The sequence below is a fragment of the Candidatus Baltobacteraceae bacterium genome (genome assembly GCA_036559195.1).
GTDB lineage: Bacteria > Vulcanimicrobiota > Vulcanimicrobiia > Vulcanimicrobiales > Vulcanimicrobiaceae > JALYTZ01.
In genome coordinates this window covers 12,825-30,405 of sequence record DATBTN010000075.1, presented here as the reverse complement: position 1 = coordinate 30,405, position 17,581 = coordinate 12,825, and the positions used below count along the sequence as shown (strand labels likewise).

At 61.5% G+C, this 17,581-nt stretch carries 17 protein-coding genes; 14 read left to right on the top strand and 3 right to left on the bottom strand.

Annotated elements, in window-relative coordinates:
- From flgL to VIG32_12240, 9 genes are all read left to right on the top strand, one after another.
- The coding region (gene flgL, locus VIG32_12280) for a flagellar hook-associated protein FlgL (GenBank protein ID HEY8298785.1) at window positions 1-1,110 on the top strand (1,110 nt) is incomplete at its 5' end.
- A 20-nt stretch (window positions 1,111-1,130) separates the two neighbouring features.
- Entirely contained in the window at window positions 1,131-1,607 is a 477-nt protein-coding gene (locus VIG32_12275) for a flagellar assembly protein FliW (GenBank protein ID HEY8298784.1), read from the top strand.
- A 112-nt stretch (window positions 1,608-1,719) separates the two neighbouring features.
- Entirely contained in the window at window positions 1,720-1,986 is a 267-nt protein-coding gene (gene csrA / locus VIG32_12270; protein HEY8298783.1) for a carbon storage regulator CsrA, read from the top strand.
- A 103-nt stretch (window positions 1,987-2,089) separates the two neighbouring features.
- Window positions 2,090-3,322 (top strand): flagellin, encoded by a 1,233-nt coding sequence (locus VIG32_12265; GenBank protein HEY8298782.1) that lies wholly within the window; start codon window positions 2,090-2,092, stop codon window positions 3,320-3,322.
- A gap of 117 nt (window positions 3,323-3,439) precedes the next feature.
- Complete coding sequence (locus VIG32_12260) at window positions 3,440-5,512, top strand: glycosyltransferase (GenBank protein HEY8298781.1); 2,073 nt, start codon at window positions 3,440-3,442, stop codon at window positions 5,510-5,512.
- Between the two features lie 66 nt (window positions 5,513-5,578).
- The gene (locus VIG32_12255; GenBank protein ID HEY8298780.1) at window positions 5,579-5,938 is read left to right on the top strand and encodes a hypothetical protein; all 360 of its coding nucleotides are present in this window, start codon (window positions 5,579-5,581) and stop codon (window positions 5,936-5,938) included.
- 9 nt (window positions 5,939-5,947) lie between these two features.
- The gene (gene fliD, locus VIG32_12250) at window positions 5,948-7,927 is read left to right on the top strand and encodes a flagellar filament capping protein FliD (GenBank protein HEY8298779.1); all 1,980 of its coding nucleotides are present in this window, start codon (window positions 5,948-5,950) and stop codon (window positions 7,925-7,927) included.
- An 11-nt stretch (window positions 7,928-7,938) separates the two neighbouring features.
- The gene (locus VIG32_12245) at window positions 7,939-8,406 is read left to right on the top strand and encodes a flagellar export chaperone FliS (GenBank protein HEY8298778.1); all 468 of its coding nucleotides are present in this window, start codon (window positions 7,939-7,941) and stop codon (window positions 8,404-8,406) included.
- A 64-nt stretch (window positions 8,407-8,470) separates the two neighbouring features.
- Complete coding sequence (locus VIG32_12240) at window positions 8,471-8,788, top strand: hypothetical protein (protein HEY8298777.1); 318 nt, start codon at window positions 8,471-8,473, stop codon at window positions 8,786-8,788.
- On the opposite strand, the gene VIG32_12235 is transcribed toward VIG32_12240, so the two are convergent.
- From VIG32_12235 to VIG32_12225, 3 genes are read right to left on the bottom strand one after another with little or no spacing between them, the layout of a single operon-like run.
- Complete coding sequence (locus tag VIG32_12235; GenBank protein HEY8298776.1) at window positions 8,785-9,507, bottom strand: glycosyltransferase; 723 nt, start codon at window positions 9,505-9,507, stop codon at window positions 8,785-8,787. The genes VIG32_12240 and VIG32_12235 overlap by 4 nt on opposite strands.
- A 56-nt stretch (window positions 9,508-9,563) precedes the next feature.
- Window positions 9,564-10,991: a hypothetical protein gene (locus VIG32_12230; protein ID HEY8298775.1), complete on the bottom strand. Its 1,428-nt coding sequence runs from the start codon at window positions 10,989-10,991 to the stop codon at window positions 9,564-9,566.
- Entirely contained in the window at window positions 10,988-11,950 is a 963-nt protein-coding gene (locus VIG32_12225) for an AAA family ATPase (protein ID HEY8298774.1), read from the bottom strand. The genes VIG32_12230 and VIG32_12225 overlap by 4 nt, the downstream gene beginning before the upstream one ends.
- A gap of 116 nt (window positions 11,951-12,066) precedes the next feature.
- On the opposite strand from VIG32_12225, the gene rfbF reads away from it, so the two are divergent.
- The 5 genes from rfbF (at window position 12,067) to VIG32_12200 (ending at window position 17,581) form a co-directional block, all read left to right on the top strand.
- Window positions 12,067-12,834, top strand: coding sequence for a glucose-1-phosphate cytidylyltransferase (rfbF, locus tag VIG32_12220; GenBank protein ID HEY8298773.1), 768 nt, complete (start codon window positions 12,067-12,069; stop codon window positions 12,832-12,834).
- Between the two features lie 6 nt (window positions 12,835-12,840).
- Window positions 12,841-14,625: a glycosyltransferase gene (locus VIG32_12215; GenBank protein ID HEY8298772.1), complete on the top strand. Its 1,785-nt coding sequence runs from the start codon at window positions 12,841-12,843 to the stop codon at window positions 14,623-14,625.
- A 126-nt stretch (window positions 14,626-14,751) separates the two neighbouring features.
- Window positions 14,752-15,813 carry a CDP-glucose 4,6-dehydratase gene (gene rfbG / locus VIG32_12210; GenBank protein HEY8298771.1) on the top strand — a complete coding sequence of 354 codons (1,062 nt, stop codon included), beginning with the start codon at window positions 14,752-14,754 and terminating at the stop codon, window positions 15,811-15,813.
- Window positions 15,810-17,036, top strand: coding sequence for a class I SAM-dependent methyltransferase (locus VIG32_12205; GenBank protein HEY8298770.1), 1,227 nt, complete (start codon window positions 15,810-15,812; stop codon window positions 17,034-17,036). Before rfbG ends, VIG32_12205 begins: the two co-directional genes overlap by 4 nt.
- Window positions 17,033-17,581 carry a dTDP-4-dehydrorhamnose 3,5-epimerase family protein gene (locus VIG32_12200; protein HEY8298769.1) on the top strand — a complete coding sequence of 183 codons (549 nt, stop codon included), beginning with the start codon at window positions 17,033-17,035 and terminating at the stop codon, window positions 17,579-17,581. Before VIG32_12205 ends, VIG32_12200 begins: the two co-directional genes overlap by 4 nt.

The following is a 17,581-nucleotide window of genomic DNA, read 5'->3' as shown; positions in this document are numbered from 1 at the left end:
GAGAACCAAACCTCGACGAACGTCCAAAGTATATCGGCGGAACTCACGACGGTCGATTCGGCGCTTTCCTCACTTTCGAACGTCATGCAGAAGGCGCGTTCGCTGGCGGTCGAAGGTGCGAGCGGTACGCTGAGTACGTCGCAGCAGCAGGCGATTGCGAGCCAAGTCGATGGCTTGCTGCAGGAAGCCATCGGACTTGCCAACACGCAATACGCCGGCAAATACGTCTTCGCGGGAACCGCAAATCCGCAGCAGCAGCCCGTCGCTGCCTCGGGGCAGCCGGTTACGGCCGTGGTTTCGAGCGGAAATCTGAGCGCGCAATCGCAGGTGCTGCCCGACGGACAGACGATCGCGACCTCGCTCACGCTCCAGCAAGCCTTTAACTACGCCGCCCCCGACGGATCGCCGGACGTCTTTCAATCGCTGATAACGCTGCGCGACACGCTGGCCAAGGGTGCCATCGTCGATGCGAGCACCGGTCCGATCAATCGCGCCGGCACTGCGATCGGTCCCGCGACGGCCCTCAATTCCGCAAATTTTCAAACGCCGGTCGGCACGGACTCGACGGGCAATATATCCATTAGTATCGCCTCGGCGGCCGCGCCCAACGGCGTCACGCTGACGTTCGCACCGGGACAACCCATAAGTGCCGTGCTCGCCGCGATCAACGGCTCGGGGACCGGCGTAACGGCGACGTTCGACCCGAAGGCGGAGCGCCTCTCGCTGACCTCGGCGAGCGGAGCGTTTCAGATCAAGGACGTTCCGAGCGCGGGCGCCATCAACTCCGCAAATTTCGTTGCGGCCTTTAAGGTGAATTCCCAGGCGGACTTGACGAACAATCTCACGCGTCAGATCGGCGATGCGGACCGGGTCCTGCAGAGCGTCGTCAACGCCCGGGCGGTGCTCGGAGGCAACCTGCAGACGATTGCCAATATCGGCGCCGCGACGGATTCACAAGTCGCTAACAACACCAAGGTGCAGTCGGGCATCGAAGATGCCGATATTGCTAAGGTGATTTCCCAGTTCTCGGCGACGCAGACGGCCTTACAAGCAGCCTACGGGACCACAACGCGCCTGGAGAGCAAAACGCTCTTCGATTATCTCCCATAAGAGAAGGGTTACATAGGAGGATGAACGCTGCGATGAAGGCACCCCAACTGAGTCGATTTGAGACCGGGCGTTTCGGTGAGGTTTCCTACGCCGAAAACGACCTGATCGAGTTTCCGTGGGGGATGCCCGGGTTCGCTGCCGCGCACCGGTTCCTCGCGCTCACCCTCGCCGACCAGCCGAACTTCGTGTGGCTGCAATCGGTGGACGATCCGCAAGTCGCGCTGCCGTGCTCCGACCCCTGGCAGATTTTTCCCGAGTACGACCCCAAGCTGCCGGGGTACGCGACCTCGACGCTCGAGTTACACGGCCCCGAAGATTTTACGGTTCTCTGCGTGGTGGTGGTATCGCCCGACGCACAGGAGATGACCATGAACCTGATGGCTCCCGTCGTCATTAATTTGAAGACGCGGCGCGGCCGCCAGATCATGCTCGAGAATTCCAGGTACTCGGTCCGCGAGCCGATCCCCCGGAAGACGGCCGCCGCACCGGCGCCGTAGCCCGACTCAACGCGGCCGGAGAAGGCCGTGAGGATGCGCCGGTGTAAGACCGGTGCAACAGACCACGCGCGCGGGCCGAGAGGCGAACGCGCGAATCGCCAAGGAGGGCACGATGCTTGTCCTGAGCCGAAAAGTCAATCAGTCGATCATGGTGGGCGACAACGTTCGCGTCGTCGTCGTCGCCGTGGATCGCGATCAGGTCAAACTCGGCATCGAGGCGCCGCGCGAGATCGCGGTGCACCGTTCGGAGATCTACGAAGAGATCCAGCGCTCGAATCGGAGCGCCGCCGCGGCCCCGCCGGCATCGCCGGAGGACCAGCCCGCGGAGGTCGGCCGCGCGACGCTGCAGCCTCGGAAAAAATCACCGAAACCACACTAAAGTCGGTTCGCACCAGAGCCGATATACTCACAGAAGGGGACACGGAACGTTCCCCTCGACTATAGTCACTCACACGTAATCCGTGTGACTCATGGAGGAAATAATGTCGCAAGGTCTGAGCATCGCCAACAATCTGTTGGCCAACAACGTTCAATACAACCTCACGAAGAACCAGGAAGCGCTCAAGAACACCGTAACGCAGCTTTCCAGCGGTCTTCGCATCAACTCGTCAGCGGACGATCCGTCCGGCCTGGCAATCGCCACGAACCTGCAGACGCAGGTCGACGGCTTCCAGCACGCGTCACAGAACGTCCAGGACGCGAACAATGCTGCGGCAGTCGCCGAAGGCGCGCTCCAAACGACGACCGATATTCTGCAGCGCATCCGCGGTCTCTCCGTCGAAGCCGCTTCAGACGTCAACAGCCAATCCGACAAGAACAACCTGCAAGCGGAAGTTTCGCAGCTCTTGCTCGAAGTCAACCGCATCTCGCAGAACACCAATTTCAACGGACAGCCGTTGCTCGACGGCAGCCACGCCGGCTTCCAGGCCTACGTGAACGCCAGCTACAACATCACGTCGAACACCGTTCTCGCGAGCACGGGCGGCCCTGTCGGATCGGGTAATCTCGTAGCGAGCGTCACCACGCAGGCCGGCTTCAACACGAGCGCGGCGTCTGGTGGACAAGACGGAACCATCGAACTGCAAGTCATCAACACGAGCAGCACCTCGGTCGCGGTTCAGGTGACCTTCCTCAGCAGCGCGACGCAAGGCGTGTCGGTCTTCGCGGCGACGTACAACGCGAACACCGCGATCTCGATCGATGGCCTGACGGTCAACGTTGGAAACATCACCCAAGCCGATGCCGGCACGACCGCGTACATCAAGGTTAGCCAAGCGGTAGCGGCTTCGACCAACTCGAGCGCCCCGGCCCTGAACGTTCAGTCCGGCGCCAACGAAGGCGACACGGTTCAGATCGGCCTCCAGGCGACGAACGCCCAGACCCTGCGCATCTCGAACATCAATCTCGCCACGTCGTCGCCGAACAACCCGTCGATCGGCGCCGAGGATGCGATCGGTCAGATCGATAACGCGCTCAACGCACTGCTCTCGCAGCGCGCGCAACTCGGCGCAGTCATCGTTCGCCTCAACGAAGATGCCAACAACAACAACGTCGCAGCCGTCAACCTGCAGGCCTCGGAATCATCGATCCGCGACCTCAACGTCGGCCAGGCGACCACCGAGTTCACGCGACTCCAGGTTCTCAACCAAGTCGGTACCTCGGTCTTGGCACAGTCGAACGCAAACGCCCAGTCGGTCCTCGGCCTCTTCCGCTAACTGCGGAACCGGTACTGACCAACGAAGAGGCCCGCTACGGCGGGCCTCTTTTTTTTGCGATTCCGCCGGCAGCCCGGCGGCTAACCTCCAAACCTCGGTATGCCGATGAGAATAAGGATGACTACCCGTGCACGCTCGGTGCGTCCCGGTGTTCGCAATGGCGTGCGACCCAGCAACGATTTACCGTTCGGACTCCCCCACCCGCCGACCGACTGGAATCAAAAACCGGCGGGTGTGAGTCTGTGCATGATCGTTCGAAACGAGGAGCGGTTCCTCGATCGGTGCCTGGCCAGCGTTGCGAAGCTCGTCGACGAGATCAATATCGTCGATACCGGATCCTCAGACCGGACGGTGGAGATCGCGCTGCGTTACGGGGCGCGAATCGAACATCGCGAGTGGCGAAACGATTTTGCCTGGGCGCGAAACGAGTCGCTAACGATGGCGACCCGGCGATGGGTTCTGCAGCTCGACGCCGACGAGGAGATTCTCCCGGAGACGGCAGACGTGCTGCGTCGTCTGAGGAACGTTCCGGCATATTTGACAGCGCTCTGGGTCCGCTGCATGAATCAGTCCGATCAATATCATGGGGGCGGCCAACTCTCGCACGTCATCACGCGTCTGTTTCCAAATCACGATCGCATTCGCTTCAGCCAGCCGATCCACGAATTTATCAGCCTCGACGGCAGCCCGCGTGGAATCGACGCCGTCGCCTCGCCGCTGAAGATCGTGCACTACGGATACATGGCCGAAATCGTCGCGCTGCGCGACAAGCACGCTCGAAATCTCGAAATCATCGAGGCGGCCATCAAGAACGACGATCGGGATGCGTACCACTGGTACAATCTGGGCGTCACGACATTTCTTGGCGGAGACAATCTGCGGGCCGTCGATGCCTTCGAGCGGATGTGGGAGCGTTGTAAGGACGAGTTGCGGGGCTTTACTCCCAACGGGCTTCAAATCTGGGCGGACACGTGCTCGGAGCGCCTCAACGATCCGCAGCGCGGCCTCGAGCTTGCGACGCTCTGCCTGCGCCACGCGCCGAACTACGCGAACGGACATTTTTCCGCCGGGAAAGCGCTCATGATGCTCGGGCGATACGAGGAGTCGCGCGCGATGTACGAGGCGGCGATCGCGGATGCTCCGCACAACGCGGCGCAATTCGTGGTCGACGACGAGGTCTCGGCCTGGAAGGCGCATTCGGAGATCGGCGCGACGTACGCCCTGCAAGGCGATCAGACTGCGGCGCTGCAATGGTTCGATCGAGGATTAGCCAATCGGCCCACGATCGGTCCGTTGCGTCTCAATCGTGCTCGCGTTCTAGAACGGCTGGGGCGTCTTCCCGAAGCCGAGGCGGAGTTTCGCGGTCTTTTTGAAGAAGTCGCGGACGAACCGACGATTATCAGCTTCGTCAATTTTCTCCTCGCGCACGACAAGGAAACCGAAGCGCTCGCGTGCATCGAGTCATCGCACGCGAAGGTTGGCCGCGAGGCGGCCATCACGCTGCTGATCGCGGCGGCAGCCGTCGAGCAGAAGCTGGGGTCCGGAGACGGCGAACGCCACTTGCGAATGGCCTTGGAGCTGGCCCCAGGCCGAGCCGAAATCCTCAATCCGCTGGAAGTTCTTTATACGCAACGCGGCGATCTTCGATCAGTCGAGGAACTGCGCGCGGCCGAACGCGCGACGGCGGCAGAACATGCGGCGGATTTTCTTCGGCGATCGAAATTGGCTCTCGCGACGAGCGAGTTCGATCGCGCCCTTGAAATCGCCCTGGAGGGTTTGCGTGCCCATGCATCCGATGCGGCCCTGGCCTACAACGCCGCGATCGCCCTTGTGAATCTTAACCGGAAAGTGGAGGCCTTACCCTACCTCGAAACGATCCGCGCCGAGTCGGGCTCGGTATTCATCCAAGGCAAATATCTGGAAGCCGTGCTGCTGCGCGAATTAGGGCATCACGGGCAGGCGCTGGAGTCGGTTGACGAAGTCCTACGGCAGGACGGCGATCAACTGGATGCCACGCTGCTGCGTTCGGGCATTTTGGAACAGCTGGGGCGCGAAGTCGAAGCCGAATTAGCTCTCGTCGTCGCAATGCCGCGCTCGAAACAACGGATCGCCGTCGAGCTTGCCGGCCTCTACCTACGGACGGGCCGCGTTCCCGAGGCAAAGCGGGTCGCCGAAGAGGCGCTCCTGTGACGCTGACTCCTAAATAAGCTCGCCGAGTCGGCCGAAACCTAAGGGAGATAGGATAGGAGGAGGAACATGGACGTTTCAGCCATCACGCCCGCGACGGGTTCTTTTGCCGAGCCGCCGGTCGCAGAGGCCGCCCCCGCGGCACCTTCGACAGCTGCCGGTGTCGCGACCGCTCCGCCCCCGGATCCTACGCACAAAAGCGGCACTCTTTTAGAGACCGTCGCCAAGCTTTTTGGTAAACCCGAGCACCCGCTATCGGCCGGGCTGGACGTGTCCTATCGCGTGAGCCATAATCCGAGTCAGGTCGTCACGGTGTTCAGCGACCCGCAAACGGGCAAAGAAGTCGCGCAATTTCCGGCCGAGATCGTCATACAGATCGCGGAGTTTTTCGACAAGCACTCCGGCGTCGCGCTGGATTCCAGCGTCTAAAGGAGAGCAATGTCAAGCACCGTCCCCGGCACAAACACGCCCCCGATCTCGTTTCCCGGTATCGCGTCGGGCATCGATTACAACTCGATCATTCAGAAGCTCACCACGATCGCGCTCGCTCCGGAAACGCGGCTCAACACGCAATCGGCCTCGATCAACGCGGCGAATCTGGAACTCATAAAAATTAACGGCCTGCTCGGGTCGGTACAGAGTTCGCTCAACGCGCTCTCGCAGCCGAATCTTTTTCAGACGTTCAGCGGCACGTCGAGCGCGACGAACGTCGCGACGGCTGCGGGTATTCCGGGCGTTCCGGCGACGCCGGGAACCTACGTTATCCAGTCCGTTCAGACGGCAACGTCGACGCAGATTCTCAGCGACACGACGGTCGGCCATAGCGAACGCGATCTTATTGGCAGCCCGGCCGCACCCTCCGATTCGGTCGCACTCTCAACGTCGTACGCCGCCATAACGCCGACCAACGGCTCGGGATCGAGCGGCGGAAAAGTTACGATCAACGGGGTCACCGTCGGGTACGACGTGACGACGCAATCGCTCGATACGATTCTTGCAAACATTCAAACAGCCGTTCGGGCGGCAGGCGATGCCGGCTTTTCGATCGGTTTTGTCGGCGCAACCGATACCGTGCAAATCTCGGATACGAATAAACCGGTCTCGCTGGGATCGGCCAACGATTCGGGGAACCTGCTCGACGTTTTACGCCTGACGCAAGCCGCCGTTACCAACACGCCGACTTCGGGCACGGTAACGGGCACGGCCGGGGTGGGCGGAATCAACCAGGCCACCGGACTCAACGCCGCCAGCGGCGCCGGATTTAAGACGCCGGTCACGTCGGGGACGATTACGATCAACGGCGTCACCATCACGATCGACGCCACCCAGAACAACCTGCACGACGTCCTCAACAACATCAACGCTTCCGCCGCGGGCGTGACCGCGTCGTACAATTCGTCGACGGGCGAGATATCGCTCGTCAACAAGAATTCGGGCCCCCAAAGCATCGTGTTGGGCGCCGGCGGCGATACGAGCAATTTTCTCGCGGCGAGCGGCCTGACAGGCGGAGCCGCCCAAACAACCATCGGGTCGCAGGCGAAAGTCGTCCTCTCCACGCCGGGTGGCGCGACGCAGACGGTTTACAGCAGCAGCAACAACGTCACGACGGCGATCCCCGGTATTTCGCTCAACCTCTTAAGTAATACGGTGCAGCCGTTCGAGGTAACAGTCGCCCAAGACAATTCGCAGCTCGTAAGCGCGATCAACACGTTCGTATCGGCGTATAACGGAGCGATCGGCGAAATAAACAGCGCGACGGCCTCACCCGTCGTCGTAACGTCAAACACGCCGCAGTTGCCGGGGAACACGAGCGCCCAACAGGTTGCCGGTGGGGTGCTCTTTAACAACGCCGACATTACGAGCGTGAAAGACCAGCTCGTGAACTTCGTCGGCGGCCTGTTTCAGGGAACCGCCGGAAAGCGCATCTCGCTTTCGTCGATCGGTCTGCAGCTCGACAGCTCGTTTACTCAGATCGTCTCGAACCCGTCGACGACTCCCAACTCAACGGGGCCGGTAACCACGCAGCAGCTCAATGGAACCGACGGCCTCTTGCAACCTCTCGACACGACGCAACTGCAAAATGCGCTTCAGTCGGACCCGACATCGGTTCAAAGTCTGTTTGGCGGATCCCAAGGTTTTATCAACCAGATCGGCACCTATCTGACCGGCGTTACGGGCGTACCGACGAACGTATCGTCGGGTCTGCTGGGCAACATCCCGCTCGTTTCGATCCTGCAAGGGTTCGAAAATGCAAATACCGCCGAAGTGCAGTCGATTCAAGAGCAAATAACGCAGATTACGGACAGTGCGAACGCGCAGGCCGATGCGCTGCGCGCCGAGTTCGTAAATAGCGAATCGCAATTAGCCGGCTACCAGGCGCTTCAGCAGCAATTGGGTTCGTTCTTTAAGGGTAACTAGGCGACGAGAGAATGAAACGTTCTGTAGAGCAGCAATACCTGGAAACGTCGATCGCCACGGCTTCGAAGGAAGACCTTATCGTTAAGATCTTCGACGTGCTGATCAACTCCGCCACGCAGGGACTTGAAACGCTCGTGCGGGAGCCCGGCGATATCGAGGCTATTCATAAACATTTGCTGCGCGCCCAACGAGCGCTCTGCCTACTGATGGGTTCGCTCGATATGGAGATCGGCGGCGACGTTTCCAAGAACCTGTTTAGAGTCTACGAATTTTGGCATCACGAACTCGTAATGGCAAACATGCAGAAGAGTGCTCTGCGCGTGGAGCGGCTACTGCCGGATTTCAAGGACTATCGGACGATGTGGAGCATCGCCGTTGCCGAATTCAAGCAGATTTCGAACCCTTCAAACGCGGTCGTGGCTTCGCCGGGGTTTGGCGCACCCATCAGCGGCGCGGGGCGTTTCGTTGCAGTCGGCTGACCCTGCGGGCCCTCGAGAGCCGCTGCTCGCGGCGTTACAATCCTTAGAGGAGCTGTGCGGCGAATTGGAAGCCGCATTACGGGCCTGCGACTGGGCGCGCGTCGCCGCTGCGATCGCGGACTCTCGCCGCCACATGCACGCCCTGGACAATGCTTTTGAGGGCGCCGCGAATGCACGCGACGAGCGTTTCGACGCTCACGTCATGACGCGTTTGCGCGCGATCGAAAAGACGCGCGAAGACCAGATGGCGAGGCTGGCTTTCTACAACGGCTCCGTTCGCGATCGATTGAAGTTGCTGGGGCGCGCGCGGGGTGCCACCCGCGGCTTCGGAAGCGTGAACCGCCGCCGGTCGTCGTTGGGGGCGCTGGACCGGTTGAGCTAACGATGCTCGGTCGGATAGATATATTCGATGGATGCCGGAACGTGCCGTTCGCCGGCCTCTCCGAGGCTCGAGTCCGCTGCGACTAGCGCGGGAGTACCGTCGGGCCGCCTGATCATCATGCGCGGGCCGCGCGTGACGGACGCCTCTTCCCATCGTTCCGGAAACGTTCGTTCGCTGCTTCGATCGAAGTGTCCGCAGCGCACGCCCGAATGCAAGAGAACGTGATGACCGGCCGCGCGCAGGGTTTCGCAGAAGAGGTAGTCTTCGTCGCAGACGCGTACGCGCCCGGCGACTTCTTCGATGTAAACGTGCGTTCGTAAAAAGGGCTGCGGCAAATCGCGCAGCGCGGAGGCGCGCACCAGGACGCAACCGAAGCCGACGCCGTCGACCGTAACGGGCGTCGTGCCATCGAAGCCTGGCGTGTTTGCCGACGTCGTGCGCCCGGGATCCCAATTCGCTACGGCCATCGGCCGGAGGCCGTCGCGCGAGTAGTAGAGCGCGCCAACGAGGGCGACCGTGGGATCTGCGAGGATCGCGTCGCAGAGCCGCTGCAGAGCGTCCGGCGGCAGCACCATATCGTCGTCGATCATAGCGACGAAGTCGGCTCCGCAGGTAAGGGCGTGGCGCAAGATCAGCTCGCGCTGCGCCGGAACGAAGTTGCCGGAAATCGTTCGCCGCTCGACCGATGTAACGCATGAAGGCAGGCGTAGAACGGACAAGCTGTCCAGAAAGGGGCGCGTGGGAGAGCCGCCCGTGGGGATTCCAATGAGTAATTTCATACAAATAGCGCGGCGAGCGCCGAAAGCAGCTGCCGCGCCGCGGCATCGAGCGACGAGTCGTTCGACGATAGTAACGCCGTCGTTCGATCGATGCGCATTCGAACGAAGAAGCGTTGAAGCGCGACGCCGGCAATCTGGGAATAGTTCCGCAGGGCGGAATTCGCGGACTCCGCCGCGGCGGTATCGTGCGCGATCCGAACGCGTTGGGCTTGCAATGCAAGCGCGAACTGACGGGCCTTTGTAAAGTCCCATCGGGAGCGCTCGTCGTACATTTTTCGCAGAACGGCGAGTCCGGGAGCGGACAGATCGCAGTCGAAGCGCACGAGATGCGAATCGGACGTTGCGGCCTGGGGCCGCACGGGCAGTTCGCGTAATTGGTCCAGGCGAACGTCGATCGTTCCCGCATATTCGGCGATCGGTTCTTTCTTGCCAAGCCGCTCGTGAAGGGCGATGCGCTGCAGCAACTGAGCCTGGGCGTCGTTGTGCTGCTTGAGACCCGTAATTTCCGAGCCGTCGGCGGCGGCCGTGCATGCGAGTGCGCCGCCGAGCATAAAGTGATTGAGCAGCGTCGGCGGTTTGCCGTTCGCGCTAAAGATCCGTTCGAAGAACGCAAGCGAGAGCCGATCCATCTGCCCGCTCACCACGATCGCGTCGCGAAAAGCGGCCGGCGAGGCGGCGGCTTCGGGCGCAGGGGCCGGCGCGGGATGGGCGGGCGGTTCGGCGATACCCTTCGGCGCCGATTCGAGCCCGGCATCGACGGCCTCGTGCACGAGGGTTTCTTCCTCGTCTAATTCATAAAACGGAAGCTCTTCAATCGAGGGTGGTGTTTCGGGCGGGGGTTCCGCGCGCTTTACTTCGTTGGCGAAGCTGGCGCTTGCGCCGGTTTTGCGGGAGATCGCAATCGATTGGGCCCCGATGACCGCCGCGTCGCCGGCGGTGACCCACGGTATGACGAGCAGCGGGGTCGTACCTTGCCGAATTCCGACCTTCCAGAGGAACGTCGCGCGCGATTTCGGCTCGAGCGCACCGATCGGCAGACCCTCGCCAAAGAAATCGCCGGCCGAGTCGTCGGACTCGGGCCGGCCGTCGCGCACGAACGTACCTTCTCGGTAGACGGACGCGGCCGGAAGCGGCGCGCCGGCGCGCAGGGCATGAGCCGGGCGGACGCCTTCGTTGGCAACGCTCAGTGAGAGCGTTACGACCGCTCCCGGAATGACGTCGACCGCCGGCGTGGCTTGCCCCTCGACCACGATCGTCGCGCTCCCGGGACCCAGGTCGTCCGGTACGTCGGCGCCTCCGATGCCGTCGGCATCCAACCCGGATTCCCACGTCGGCCGGGCCGGCGGCGCAACGCCGAGCGCGGCGCGCTGCAGGTCGAGCAGCCGCATATCCGCGCTGCCGTCGAAATCGGCTTCGCGCTTCATTTTTGCGGCCGGAGACGCGCGAAGAGGCGCTCGAAAAAACTGGGCGGTCTGAGGGTGACGATTGGAAGAGCCGGCGCCGGCGGTTCGGGGAGTTTCGTGGACGACGGCGGTGCGACGATGCCGCGCACGAGCATCGCGGCGCTTACGTGATCTTCGCGGACGAGCGTACTCGCGCGATCCGCGGCCGCCTGCATCGAAAGATGGGCGAGCATCGTAAGGCGGCGAGCTAGTCCCCCCGACCCTGCGACGAGCAAGTCGCGCGCCTCGGGAGTGAACAGCGGTTGACCCGAGGTGGCTCCCGCACGCGTCAGTCGAAAATCGACGATGGCGCCGGCGACCGATTCGTCGAGCGGTTCGAGCCGAATCCAGGAGTCCACCCGGTCGACTAGGTTCTCGCGATTGATGATGCGCCGCTCGAGTTCGCTTTGGCCGAAGAGCAAAACGTTGAGAAGTTTTTTCTGTGGAACGTGGTAATTCAAGAGAAGCCGCAGCGCTTCGAGATTCTCATCGCTCAGATTCTGAGCTTCGTCAATAATGAGAACCAGCGTGCGATTTTCTAATACTGCCGTTTCGAAGAAAAAATTCTTGAGCGCGTTCTTTAACGCGGCGCTCGAACGAGGCGGCAGCGAAAGGCCGAAGACGCGACCGACGGCGATCAAGAATTCAACTTCGGTAGCGAAGCTCGGATCGAGGATTTTGCCCAACGTGATCCGATCGTCGCGAAGGATGTCCTGTTCGAGCGCCCCGCAGAGGCTCGTCTTCCCGGTCCCCGGCTCGCCGAGGACGACGCTCAGGCCCCGCGATTCCTCAATAGAGGCGGCCAAGCGCTCCTTGGCCAGCCGCAAAGCCCCGAGTTCGCAGTAGAAATACGGATCGGCGGTATCCAAGAACGGGTCGCGTTCTAGACCGAAATAGCGATAGTACCGGGACATCTCGTCGGCGGTGTTCTTGCTCTCCACGAATCGAACCCGCCATGTCGAGGATTTTGAACGGTCCGTTCCCGAGCCGAGCGGCTAAATAAGCCTCGCTCTGGGCCCGATACCCCTAACATGTCAACAAAGGTTCGCAGGGCCGTTTGAAAGCCGTCATTCTCGCCGGCGGCCTCGGCACGCGTATAAGTGAAGAGACCGGCTCGCGCCCGAAACCGATGATCGAGATCGGAGGCAAGCCGATCCTCTGGCATATCATGAAGATCTACGGATCCGCCGGCATCAACGAGTTCGTGATTTGCTTGGGATACAAAGGGTACGTCATCAAAGAGTACTTTGCGAACTATTACATGCACACATCGGACGTCACGTTCGACCTTGGCAAAAACAGCATGCACGTCCACAGCAGTTCCACCGACCCTTGGACGGTGACCCTGCTCGATACGGGCGATGCGACCATGACCGGTGGCCGGTTGCGCCGCGTCGCTCCGTACATCGGCGATCAGACGTTCTGCGCTACCTACGGCGACGGCGTCAGCGATGTGGATATCGCGGCCCTAATCGCGAAGCATAAAGGATCGGGCTGCGCCGTTACGATGACGGCCGTTCAGCCGCCGGGACGTTTCGGGGCGCTCGAACTCGACGACGACCGGCTAAAGACGTTTCAAGAGAAGCCGTTAGGAGATGGCGGTTGGATCAACGGCGGCTTCTTCGTTATGGAGCCTTCCGCGCTTCAATACATCGATAACGACGAAGCCATTTGGGAGCGGGAACCGCTCGAACGTTTGGCCGCAGCCGGCCAAGTGAACGTTCACAAACACCACGGATTTTGGCAACCGCTCGATACGCTGCGCGACAAGCACACCTTGGACGACCTCTGGAGTTCGGGCCGGGCTTCCTGGAAGACCTGGTAATTTGCGATGACGCCAACGTGCCGCGGACGTATCTCGGTCGTTATACCGTCGTACAACTACGCTCATTTCATCGGCGATGCCATCGAAAGCGTGTTGAACCAGACCTATCGGGATGTGGAACTGATCGTAAGCGATAACTGCTCGACCGATAACACCGAGGCGGTCCTAAAACGCTACGCCGGCGATCCGCGTTTGAGCGTTTATCGCAACGAGCGCAACATCGGCATCATCCCCAACGTCAACGCCGGGTTGCAGCGCGCGTCGGGTGAGTTCGTGGCCTTTCTTTCGGCCGACGACTTCTTTTTGCCGAACCATCTCGAACGGACGTTGGCCGTTCTGCAGCAGCATTCGGAAGTCGATATCGTCTATACGGGAACGCTGCTCTCTCCGGCGTCCGGCATTCCGTACGCGGTCCGATCGATGCCTGGCCAGCTGCCCTTCGACTATGTCGATATTCGCGACGAACTCGTCGAGCTTCTTACGACGACGTGCCACGTGTGTCTGCCCACGGCGCTGTTTCGAAGGTCGCTGTTCGACGAGCTGGGCGCGTTCGACGAACAATTGCGCATCGCCGGCGACTGGGAGCTCGCGCTACGATTCGCTACCGCGGGAAAACGTTTCGCATATTTGCGCGACCCTTCGGTTTGCGTGAGGCTCCACGGGCCGCAGGCCTCGGGCGTCTCCGGATACGTCGCCACCGGTGACGACGTACGCGAGACGTTGTCGTTATTGGACCGCTACGCGACCTGGGAAAATCACGCCCGCTTTCGAGGATTCGAACGATCGATTGTTGAGCATCTGCACGGGAAGCTCAACGCGTTGAAGTCCGTCACGCAGGCGCCCGTGCTAGCCGCCGGCGATGAAGAAAAGTTTGCGCACATCGAGCGGCGTCTGACCGCGATGGACCTCGATACGAGCGGCAAACCTCCCGGTGCCGGCGATCTCGTCAGCGTCATCGTTCGGAGCGCCGGACGGTATCCGCAACTGCTTGAGAGCTTGGACTCCATCTCGACGCAAACGCACGAAAACTGGGAGATCGTCGTCGTCGAGGACGGTACGCCCGTATCGTTCGCGTCGGCCGTCGCGCGCCTCCCGTATTCCGCAAGAATCCGCTGCGTGCGCACGGATACGCCGCTTGGGGCGGCCGCCGCTCGGAATTTGGGACTTCGCATCGCGCGCGGACGATGCATCGCTTACCTCGACGAGGGAGATCGTTTCCGGCCGGAACATCTCGAAAGTCTGCTCGCCGCGCTTCTGCAAAATAGCGCGATGGCCGCCTGCGGCAGGGCGACGCTGGTCGTCAGTCGCTATTTGGACGGCACGGGAACGACTCGCGAAGAGTTGGTGCGCGTAAGCGGAGTATTCCGGGAGCCCGGCGAGGAGCGAGCGCTGCAGGTGGCCGGCGCGTTGCCGATCGGTTGCGTGCTCCATCGGCGCGAGGTTCTTTCGTTTACGAAGGGGTTCAATACGCAGCTTCCCGTGCTCGAAGACTGGGAGTTTCTTTTGCGCCTCGAGCAAGCGGGACGTATTCCGTATAACGATCTGCCTACCGTGGAAATCCATCGAACGATCGGTCAGGCGCCGCTCGCACCGCATCAAATTGAGTCCTACCTGCCGGTTCTCGATGCCGTACACGCCGCCCATCCGATCGGGGAGGACGAGCCCGCGCTCCGATCCCATCGCGTCGCGCATCGCGAGCTGCTATCGCAGACGCTCGCGCTCGCCAATCAGCTGACGAACAATACCGATGGTCTGGTGCTCCTCACGCGCGTTCTTTGCGGCCGTCTCTAGGCGTGGCGCGGCCCAGCGGCCGCTAACGCCATAATCCGATATTGCCGATAGAATCATTGTCCGCTACGTGAGGAAAGGCTTGGGCTGTAGATCGCCTTGGGGCGACGGCATGGCGTGTTGTTGCAAATGACGTTAAACTCGAATTTTTGGAGCGGGAAGCGCGTCTTTTTGACGGGGCACACGGGCTTTAAGGGCGCGTGGCTGGCGCTATGGCTGCAGCGGCTCGGCGCGGACGTTACCGGTTATGCGCTGGCCCCGGTCGCCGGCGAGCCGAGTCTCTTCGATCTAGCCGACGTCGAATCGTCGTGCCGGTCGGTTTTCGGCGATGTGCGCGACCGCGATCGTCTGGACCGAACGATGCGGGAAAGCCGCCCGCACGTCGTGCTGCATCTCGCCGCGCAAGCACTCGTTCGCGCGTCGTACCTGGATCCGGCGGGAACGTTTTCGAGTAACGTCTTAGGTACGGTGAACGTCCTGGACGTGGCACGCGGGGTCGCCGGCATCGATGCGATCGTCGTGGTTACGTCGGACAAAGTGTATGCGAACGACGGCTCCGGCAAACCCTATCGCGAAGACGACCGGCTCGGCGGCACGGACCCGTACAGCGCTAGCAAAGCGTGCGCCGAACTCGTCGTCGCATCGTATCGCGAATCGTATTTTCGGGAGATGGGCGTGCGGCTGGCCACGGCTCGCGCCGGAAACGTTATCGGCGGCGGGGATCGAGCGCAAGACCGGCTCGTGCCCGACATCGTTCGAGCCCTCGAAAGCGGTTCGACGCTGACGTTGCGCTATCCCGATGCGGTGCGCCCTTGGCAGCACGTGCTCGATCCGTTGCACGGCTATCTGCGCTTGGCCCAAGCGCTCGTGGAGGGTGCGAGTGCGTCTCGAGCCTGGAATTTCGGACCCGTCGACGACCGCGCGCACACCGTTGGTGAGTTGAGCGATCGCTTATTGTCGGCGTGGGCGACGGACGCGGTGTGGTTGCGCGAAACAGGAACGGCGTTTCGGGAGCATACCCTTTTGACGCTCGATGCGGCGGCGGCTGCGAACGAGCTGAACGTACGCTCGCGGTTATCTTTTGAAAAGACCTCCGAGTGGACGATGGACTGGTACCGAAGCGCTTTCGAGGGCGCCGATCCACGCGCGCTATGTCTCGACCAAATCGAACGCTACGAGGCGCTGGCGTGAAGACGTTGTCGTGTCGCGGCTGCGGTCACGAACTGCACGATACGTTCGTCGATCTCGGTGCTTCGCCGCTTTCGAACGCCTATATCGCGCCGGAACGGCTCGACGAGTCCGAGCGTCACTTTCCGTTACACGCGTTCGTGTGCTCGCACTGCTATCTCGTACAGTTGGGCGTCTTCGAGTCGCGCGAAGCGATTTTCAGCGACTACGCGTATTTTTCTTCATACTCCGAGAGCTGGCTGGAACACGCGCGTCGATACGTCGATGATAGCGCGCGGCGCCTCCAACTCGGAGCGGAGAGTTTGGTCGTCGAGTTAGCGAGCAACGACGGGTATCTTCTGCAGTATTTCGTCGAGCGCGGCGTGCCCGTCCTCGGCGTCGAGCCGGCGGCGAACGTGGCCGAAATCGGTCGTGGCCGCGGGGTTCGCACGGAAACGGCGTTTTTCGGGATCGATACGGCGCGGAGGCTAGTTGCCGAACACGGACGCGCAGACCTCATGGTCGCCAACAACGTCATCGCACACGTCCCGGATATTCACGACTTTCTCGGGGGCGCCGCGATCATGCTGGCCGAGCACGGCGAGATGTCGATCGAGTTTCCGCATCTCCTCCGATTGATTGAGGAGACGCAGTTCGATACGATCTATCACGAACATTTTAGCTATATCTCTTTGCTGGCGCTCGAGCCCATACTCGGGCTGCACGGACTGAGCGTCGTGGATATCGAGCAATTGCCGACGCACGGAGGGTCGCTGCGCGTCTGGGCGGCGCACCGCGGCCGCGGAGCGAACGCGAACGTGGAACGCATTCGGGAATTAGAACGATCGGCGGGATTACACGATCTCGCGACCTACCGGCGCTTCACGCAAGAGGTCGTCAGAGTAAAGCGCGAGTTCCTCTCGTTTCTGTTGACGTGCCAGAGCCGTGGCGAAACCGTCGTCGGATACGGTGCCCCGGCCAAAGGAAATACGCTGTTGAATTACTGCGGCGTGCGCGGCGACGCCCTCGCCTATACGGTCGATCGAAGCCCGCACAAACAAGGCCGGTATTTGCCGGGCTGCCGGATACCAATCTACGAGCCGCAGAAAATTTTCGAGACCCGTCCGCACTACGTCGTGATCTTACCCTGGAACCTGCGCGCCGAAGTGATGGAGCAGATGGGGGCGATACGCAACTGGGGAGGCCGATTCGTAACCGCAATACCGTCGCTGCGGATTCACGAATGAAGTTCGCTCGTACCACGCTGGAGGGGGTATTTCGGGTAGCCCTGGACTCCAAACCGGACGAGCGAGGCGCGTTCGTACGCGTCTTCGACGCGGCCGAGTTCGAGCGAGCCGGCCTAGCCATCGCCTTCCCCGAACAAAGCATCGCCATAAACACCACTCGCGGAACGATGCGGGGCCTGCATTTTCAGACTGCGCCGCACGGTGAAACGAAGGTGATTCGCTGCACGCGCGGCCGCGTGTACGACGTGTTGGTAGATGCGAGGAGAAACGCCTCGACCTTTGGGCTTTGGGAGGCATTCGAACTCTCCGAGAGTTCCCCCGAACTCTTGTACGTTCCGCCGGGAGTAGCCCACGGGTATCAAACGCTCGAGGACCGCTGCGAGCTTCACTACCTCATGTCTTCCCCATACCGCGCCGATGCAGCTAAGGGCATACGCTTCGACGACCAACGGCTCGGAATCGCCTGGCCGCTACAGATTTCCTTAATTTCCGAACGAGATCGCGCACTACCGAGCTTTGAGGCGCTCGATACGAGAGGGACGTAA